Here is a 7,441-nt window from a genome sequence, read left to right on the forward strand (position 1 = left end):
GGGCCGCCGCTCTGCCGCCAGCGTCTCGACCGGACGTTCGGTCTTCGACGGGTGAAGCGTGGTGCCGATGATGGCCCGCTCGCCCGACTGATAGGCGGCATTGCGGCGGGCGGAGGCCGCCTGAACCCGTTCCTGAATATGTCCTTGCTGCAGGCTGGCCAGCACGCCACCTTCCGCCTCGATCCGCTGGAATTCTTCCCAGGCCGCTTCGCAGAGTTCGGCGGTCAGTGCTTCGACGGCGCCCGAACCGCAAGCAGGGTCGACGACACGATCGACATGGCTTTCGTTGGCCATGATCAGTTGCGTATTGCGGGCGACACGGCGGGCAAAGCCCGCCGGTAGGCCATGCGCTATCGTATGCGGCAGGATGGAGATCGAATCCGCGCCGCCGGCTGCCGCGGCGAAACCGGCGATTGCAGTGCGCAGGATATTTGTCTCCGGGTCCGCCGAAGTCATCATGCGGAAGGACGTCTCGGCATGGATGTTGGCGGTGGAGGCGGAGATCGAGCATGCCTCCTGAACACGCGCCCACAGCCTGCGCAGGGCCCTGACCTTGGCCATCGACACGAACTGGTCCTGGTCGACGCTCAGCGCAAAGCCGATATGGGGAGCAGCGTAGACAAGCGGCTGGCGCGCCTCCTCGAACATCCGGAGATAGGAGACCGCCGAAGCCATCATGGTGCCCAGTTCCTGCGCTTCGGTGGCGCCGGCATTGTGGAAGACGCGCCCGTCTGCCTCGAGCAGTACGCCAGGCACGCCCATCGAGAAAAAATGCGCCAGGGATTGCGGCATCGACGCCTGCAGGGCTTCGATCGACATGCGCAACCGGCCGGTTCCGGCAAATATCGCCGCCGGATCGATGCCGAATGAAAGGTTGAGCTTTGCCGGGTCTGACCGGCGCTTGCTCAAAAACGCAACCAGCCAGTCGGCCACGGCGCGGCTCCAGGGATGGGCGTCGATGCGGACCTGGACGCGATTGAGCGGCACGCCGTCCAGCACGGTCTCCAGCGCCTCGGCAGTCCTCGGCAGACCGTACCCGAACGCATTCGGCGCGCCTTCGAAGACAAGCGACAATCCGGTGGCGCCCTGTGCGACGTCTTCCAGGGCCTGGGCTTTGGCGCGACCGATATCCGGATCGTCGATACGCTGGCTGACGATCCAGGGCGAGCTGGGATTTGCCCGCGCGAGAGGCTCTGCGGTGACCGAACGATCATAGAGCGGCTCGATGCGGATCGCATCGTCCGTATGGGACACGAGCTTTTCCTCGAAGGATCCGCCGGCCAGGGCTTTTTCCGCAAGGGCCAGCCACCGCTGCCGGTCAGGGTTCGGAAGTTCGGCATCGTGGTTCAAGGCACCGGCGCCCATCCGCTCTCCTCGTCTTATCGGCCGCATCGGCCTGGAACGTCAGTCTACGGTTCCCCGTCTCAGATCACAATGCAACACGCTTCCTGCGACCGTAAACCGTCAACCGATTGCCAAACATGCGCAAAATCCGCAAGCTCCAAAAAACCCATTTTCGACCATGGCCATTGTCCCTGTGCAATGGCCTCATTATACCTGCAGCGAGGCCCGTTACTTTCAATACACGAGCGCTCAACACTTCAGATTTGCGGAGACCCGGCATATGGCTGACGAAACCAGTATTTTCATAGGAGCCAGCCGCAAGCCTGATGACAGCTACCAGCGCCCCGAAAAGCTGCTGCTGCAGTATGGCAATCGTCATGGCCTGGTCACCGGTGCGACCGGCACCGGCAAGACCGTGACCTTGCAGATTCTGGCGGAAGGTTTCTCCAATGCCGGCGTGCCGGTCTTCTGCGCCGACATCAAGGGCGACCTGTCCGGTATCGCCATGATGGGTACGGCACAGGATTTTCTGGTCAAGCGCGCCGAGCAGGTCAAGCTCGATCCTTATGATTTCCAGGAATTTCCGGTCATCTTCTGGGACCTGTTCGGCGAGCAGGGCCACCCGATCCGCGCCACCGTCTCGGAAATGGGTCCGCTGCTTCTGTCGCGGCTGATGAACCTTTCCGAGGCGCAGGAAGGCATCATGAACATCGCCTTCCGTATTGCCGACGAAGAAGGCCTGTTGTTGCTGGATTTGAAGGATCTGCAAGCACTTCTTGCCAACATTGCCGATCGCGCCCAAGAAATCGGAGCTCGCTACGGCAATGTCACCAAACCTTCGGTCGGCGCGATCCAGCGCACCTTGCTGGTCCTGGAGCAGCAGGGGGCGACGAATTTCTTCGGCGAACCGGCACTGCGGATCGCCGACATCATGCGCACCACCCGCGACGGGCGCGGCGCCATCAGCGTGCTGGCCGCCGACAAGCTGATGGCGAATCCCCGGCTCTATGCGACATTCCTTTTGTGGCTGATGTCCGAGCTGTTCGAGGAACTGCCTGAAGTCGGCGACCCCGACAAGCCAAAGCTGGTCTTCTTCTTCGACGAGGCGCACCTTCTGTTTGACGACGCGCCGAAGGTGCTGATCGACCGGGTCGAACAAGTCGTCCGGCTGATCCGTTCGAAGGGTGTCGGCGTTTACTTCGTCACCCAAAATCCGCTGGATATCCCTGAAACGGTTCTGGCCCAGCTCGGCAACCGGGTGCAGCACGCACTGCGCGCCTACACGCCGCGGGAGCAGAAGGCCGTGAGGACGGCCGCCGAGACGTTCAGGCCCAATCCCGACTTCGACTGTGCAACCGTGATCACGCAGCTCGGCACCGGCGAGGCGTTGGTCTCGACGCTGGAAGCGAAGGGTGTCCCGTCGATGGTCCAACGGACGCTGGTTCGCCCGCCATCGTCACGACTTGGTCCGATCACGCCTGACGAGCGCCGCAAGCTGGTCACTGAGAGCCCGGTTGCGGGGCAGTACGACCAGACCATCGATCGCGAATCGGCTTTCGAGATGCTGCAGAAAAAGGCCAAGGACGCTCTGGACGCAGAGACGCAGCAGCAGGAGAGCGGCCGCTCACGCTGGACCATTCCAGGCTTTGGCAATGACGATCCCGCCCCCCAGACCACCGGGCGAGCACCGGCGCGGCGCGCGTCCAATCGCCAGACGGTGGCGGAGGCGGCGATCAAATCGGTGGTCCGTTCGGTCGGCTCATCCGTGGGACGGGCGATCGTGCGCGGCATCCTCGGCAGCCTGGCAAGGGGGCGTTAAAGGGCATCGGACCCAAAAGTGGGCACCGGAAAATCCGATGCTCAGGCACAAAATGTCGGGTCGCCAAGGCCGGGTCTGGAAAATCCCGGTATGCACGTCCGCGTTGCGGGCTCGGCCAACTGGCTTCGCTTAGCTTTCCCGGTTGCGGCAAGCTTGACAGAAAATCTCCCTTCACTTCTCGACAGCATCTTCGGCCGTCGAACTGAAACGCATCCTCGCATCAGGACGCCAGTGCGGTAGTAGCCAGCTTGGCCGAGGTGCTGGGATTCGCCCCGATCGAACTCGGAAAGATCGGCGAAGGCGGCCGCCTTATCCAGGCGCGAAATGCTCTCGTGTTCCAAGACCTGATTAAATTCTGGACGAAGTAGTACGACGCATGATGTCGGAGCTGACGGAGCGGCAACGTCCGCCCCGCCAGCGCTTTCGACCAGCTCAGAAGATCGAGTCCGAGATTGTTCTTGCCGCGCCGAGCAGGATCGATCCTTCCGGCACGCCGTCATCGATCGGAATGGCCTTCCGGTTTGCTGGGGCATCTATCGGTTGACCGACACCGGAGGTAACGATCACCGGCGCCTTGCCGGGCACACGGTCGTAGAGATCGATAATGTCCTGATTTATCAAGCGAACGCAGCCAGATGAGACCGATTTGCCTATGGAGTTCCACTCCGGCGAGCCGTGCAGGCGGTAAAGCGTGTCCTGGTTGCCCTGGAAGAGATACAGCGCCCGCGCGCCGAGCGGGTTCGTGAGTCCGCCGGGCATGCCGCCATTGTCGGCGCTGTATTTTGCGAGCTCGGGCTGCCGGGCAACCATTTCGTCTGGCGGGGTCCATTTCGGCCATTTCTGCTTCCACTGGACGACGGCGTCGCCCGACCATTCGAAACCGGCACGACCCAGCCCGACGCCATAACGGATGGCTTGTCCGCCCGGACGCACGAGATAGAGGTGGTGGCCGGCCGTATCGACGACGATGGTGCCGGGCCGTTGGCCGGTCGGATCGGGAACGATCTGACGCAGAAATTGCTCGTCGATTTTCTCGAACGGTATGCCGGGGAGGTCGAACCCATCGTCGCTGACCGGAGCGTACATTGTTGCATAGTCCAGGAGCGGCGGCTCGACATTGACTGGCGGCGGAGGCTCAACCGGCTGCCCTCCCACCGTGGTGCAGGCGGAAACCGCAATCGAGGCGGCACCGAGCGCAGCGGCGTTGAGAAAGCCGCGACGGCTCAGGCGATAGGATTCGATTTCGGTTGTGAACATGGTTGCCTTTTTTAGGTCTCAAATCGAAACAAAACATGAATACGCCGATCAGTACGGCGCCAGCCCTACCAATGCCCCGGTGCGATAGGCGGTTCCGATTCTGGCCTGAGGGTGGACAAACAAAGGCAAAGCTGTGACGGCGCCGCCGCTGTTGCGCCGAGGCAACAGGCCTACAGCGCCGCGCGTCCATCTGGACGCGTAAAGGACGCTGCGGCACTTTTACTTTGCGCATGATCCTTTCCAAAAATCGGAACCGATTGGGGTCATGCGCTAGCCTCCGGCCAGCAGGCCTTCGAGCGAGGGCAGGATCAGGGCCGGCGGAAAGTCCCGGTATTCCTCGGGCTGGTTGGAGCGGTTGATCCAGACTGTCCGGAAGCCGAATTTGGTGGCGCCGGCGACGTCCCAGCGGTTGGATGACTGAAACGAGACCGCACCCGGATAGAGGCGCCAGCCTGTCGTGATCATGTCGTAGACCGACGGATCGGTCTTGAAGCGCCTGACGGCATCGACGGAATAGATGTCGTCCAGAACCTGGTCGAGCGCGGCGGATTTGACCGCCGCTTCCAGCATTTCAGGCGAGCCGTTCGAAAGGATAGCCAATTTCGCACCCGATGCCTTGAGCGCCTTGAGCACGGCCGGCACCTCCGGGTAGCAGTCGAGCCGCCAATAGGCGTCGAGCAGCTTGGCCCTGAGCCCCTTGTCTGCGGAAGGAACCTTGCGCAAGGCGAAATCGAGCGCCTGCTCGGTGAGTTGCCAGAAATCGGCGTAGGCGCCCATCAGCGTCCTCACCCAGGAATATTCCAGTTGCTTGGCGCGCCATATCTCCGAAAGCAACTGGCCGTCTGGCCCGATCTGGTCGGCATGACGGCGTACCGCTGCATGCACGTCGAACAGCGTGCCGTAGGCGTCGAAAACGTAAGCCGCATGGTGCATGATGACAGTTTTGCGGCGAGGCAGGGCAAGGCGCAAGCACAGATTGCAGTTCACATAGCGCTGGCCTCAACAAATCTCAGCGATGCCCGTTGACGGCAGACGCCAAAGCATCTTCCATTGGCGACACAGGACAGCTCTGAAACGGAACCAAGCGATGACACTGGCGACTGCGGCGCAATCCGCGACATGGACCTTCGTGGACGGTGACTGGTACGAAGGCAACGTCGCCATTCTGGGGCCGCGCAGCCATGCCATGTGGCTCGGCACCAGCGTGTTCGACGGCGCCCGCTGGTTCGAGGGCGTCGCCCCCGACCTTGACCGCCACGCCGCGAGGGTGAACGCCTCGGCGATCGCGCTTGGTCTCAAACCATCCATGAGCACCGAAAAGATCGTCGGGCTGACTTGGGACGGGCTGAAGAAGTTCGACGGTAAGACGGCGGTCTACATCAGGCCGATGTACTGGGCCGAGCATGGTGGTTATATGGGCGTGCCGGCAGATCCGGCCTCGACCCGTTTCTGCCTTTGCCTCTACGAATCGCCGATGATCTCGCCAGCGGGCTTTTCGGTCACCGTCTCGCCGTTCCGTCGCCCGACCATTGAAACCATGCCGACCAATGCCAAGGCCGGTTGCCTCTACCCCAACAACGGCCGTGCCATCCTCGAAGCCAAGATGCGCGGCTTCGACAACGCCCTGGTGCTGGACATGCTGGGCAATGTCGCCGAGACCGGAACCTCGAACATTTTCCTGGTCAAGGACGGCCATGTCCTGACGCCGGCGCCGAACGGCACGTTCTTGTCCGGCATCACCCGCTCGCGGACGATGACGTTACTTGGCGAGTATGGGTTCAAGACCACCGAGAAGACGCTGTCGGTACGCGACTTCCTCGAAGCAGATGAGATATTCTCGACGGGAAACCATTCGAAAGTCGTGCCGGTCACCCGCATCGAGGATCGCAATCTCCAGCCCGGGCCTGTAGCCAAGAAGGCGCGCGAACTCTACTGGGATTGGGCGCATTCGACTTCGGCCGGCTGACTGGCTAAAAAGGGAACCGGCGCTCCATTCCGGAGTTGCTCCACATCAATCCAGACCTATGTTAGTCCGGTATCGACACCGGATTTTTCCACGAGGAGTACGACCGATGGCTTTTGAACTGCCCGCCTTGCCCTATGACTACGAGGCCTTGCAGCCTTACATGTCGAAGGAGACGCTGGAGTATCATCACGACAAGCACCACAAGGCCTATGTCGACAACGGCAACAAGCTGGCTGCCGAAGCCGGCATGGGCGATTTGTCGGTCGAAGACGTTGTAAAACAGTCCTTCGGCAAGAATGCCGGACTCTTCAACAATGCCGCCCAGCACTACAACCACATCCATTTCTGGAAGTGGATGAAGAAGGGCGGCGGCGGCAACAAATTGCCGGGCGCGCTGCAAAAGGCGTTCGACAGCGACCTTGGCGGCTACGACAAATTCAAGGCGGACTTCATCGCCGCGGGAACCACTCAGTTCGGTTCGGGCTGGGCCTGGGTTTCGGTCAAGGACGGCAAGCTGGCGATCTCGAAGACCCCGAACGGCGAGAACCCGCTGGTCCATGGCGCCACGCCGATCCTGGGCGTCGATGTCTGGGAGCACTCCTATTACATCGACTATCGCAACGCCCGGCCGAAATATCTCGAAGCTTTCGTCGACAGTCTCATCAACTGGGACTACGTTCTCGAGACATACGAAAAGGCGTAAGCCGTTCGAGTTGCAGAAAAGCCCCGGAAACGGGGCTTTTCTTTTGGCTCGAGATCGGTCGCTCATTTACACACAAGAACGACTGTCGCAAAAATTCACACAAGCGTGAGGCGAATTTCCGGAATTTTTAAGCCACCTTTGCCGTTATCGATCGGTACCGACCTTCACCCGAAAACGTCTTCACCATGGAGCCAGTTGAATGAGAAAGCTTATCCTCGCCATCTCGATGCTTGCCTTCGCCGGTTCGGCGGCGTCTGCCGATCCGATCCAGGAGCGGCAGGCCCTGATGAAGGAACGTGGAAAGATCGCCGGCCAACTGTCGAAAGTGGTCAAGGGCGAGGCGCCTTACGAC

6 protein-coding genes and 1 pseudogene are annotated in these 7,441 nt (G+C 61.3%); 4 read left to right on the top strand and 3 right to left on the bottom strand.

Annotated elements, in window-relative coordinates; translation table 11 throughout:
• The coding region (locus E5W87_RS07165; protein WP_292395329.1) for a methylmalonyl-CoA mutase subunit beta at positions 1–1,365 on the bottom strand (1,365 nt) is incomplete at its 3' end.
• A gap of 259 nt (positions 1,366–1,624) precedes the next feature.
• Here E5W87_RS07165 and E5W87_RS07170 point away from each other — a divergent pair.
• Positions 1,625–3,163 carry a helicase HerA-like C-terminal domain-containing protein gene (locus E5W87_RS07170; protein ID WP_292395332.1) on the top strand — a complete coding sequence of 513 codons (1,539 nt, stop codon included), beginning with the start codon at positions 1,625–1,627 and terminating at the stop codon, positions 3,161–3,163.
• A gap of 432 nt (positions 3,164–3,595) precedes the next feature.
• Here the strand turns inward: E5W87_RS07170 and E5W87_RS07175 are convergent, their stop codons facing one another.
• Together E5W87_RS07175 and E5W87_RS07180 are read right to left on the bottom strand one after the other, a co-directional pair.
• Positions 3,596–4,420, bottom strand: a complete 825-nt coding sequence (locus E5W87_RS07175) for a L,D-transpeptidase (RefSeq protein WP_292395334.1) — start codon at positions 4,418–4,420, stop codon at positions 3,596–3,598.
• 270 nt (positions 4,421–4,690) lie between these two features.
• Entirely contained in the window at positions 4,691–5,353 is a 663-nt protein-coding gene (locus tag E5W87_RS07180; protein ID WP_292395336.1) for a haloacid dehalogenase type II, read from the bottom strand.
• A 154-nt stretch (positions 5,354–5,507) separates the two neighbouring features.
• On the opposite strand from E5W87_RS07180, the gene E5W87_RS07185 reads away from it, so the two are divergent.
• From E5W87_RS07185 to E5W87_RS07195, 3 genes and pseudogenes are all read left to right on the top strand, one after another.
• The gene (locus E5W87_RS07185; RefSeq protein WP_126040347.1) at positions 5,508–6,386 is read left to right on the top strand and encodes a branched-chain amino acid aminotransferase; all 879 of its coding nucleotides are present in this window, start codon (positions 5,508–5,510) and stop codon (positions 6,384–6,386) included.
• Between the two features lie 106 nt (positions 6,387–6,492).
• Positions 6,493–7,089, top strand: a complete 597-nt coding sequence (locus E5W87_RS07190) for a superoxide dismutase (RefSeq protein ID WP_292395339.1) — start codon at positions 6,493–6,495, stop codon at positions 7,087–7,089.
• Positions 7,090–7,288: 199 nt separating this feature from the next.
• A pseudogene (locus E5W87_RS07195) lies at positions 7,289–7,441 on the top strand (cytochrome C556); the annotation flags it as partial.

The sequence above is a fragment of the Mesorhizobium sp. genome (assembly GCF_004962925.1).
Taxonomy (GTDB): Bacteria; Pseudomonadota; Alphaproteobacteria; order Rhizobiales; family Rhizobiaceae; genus Mesorhizobium.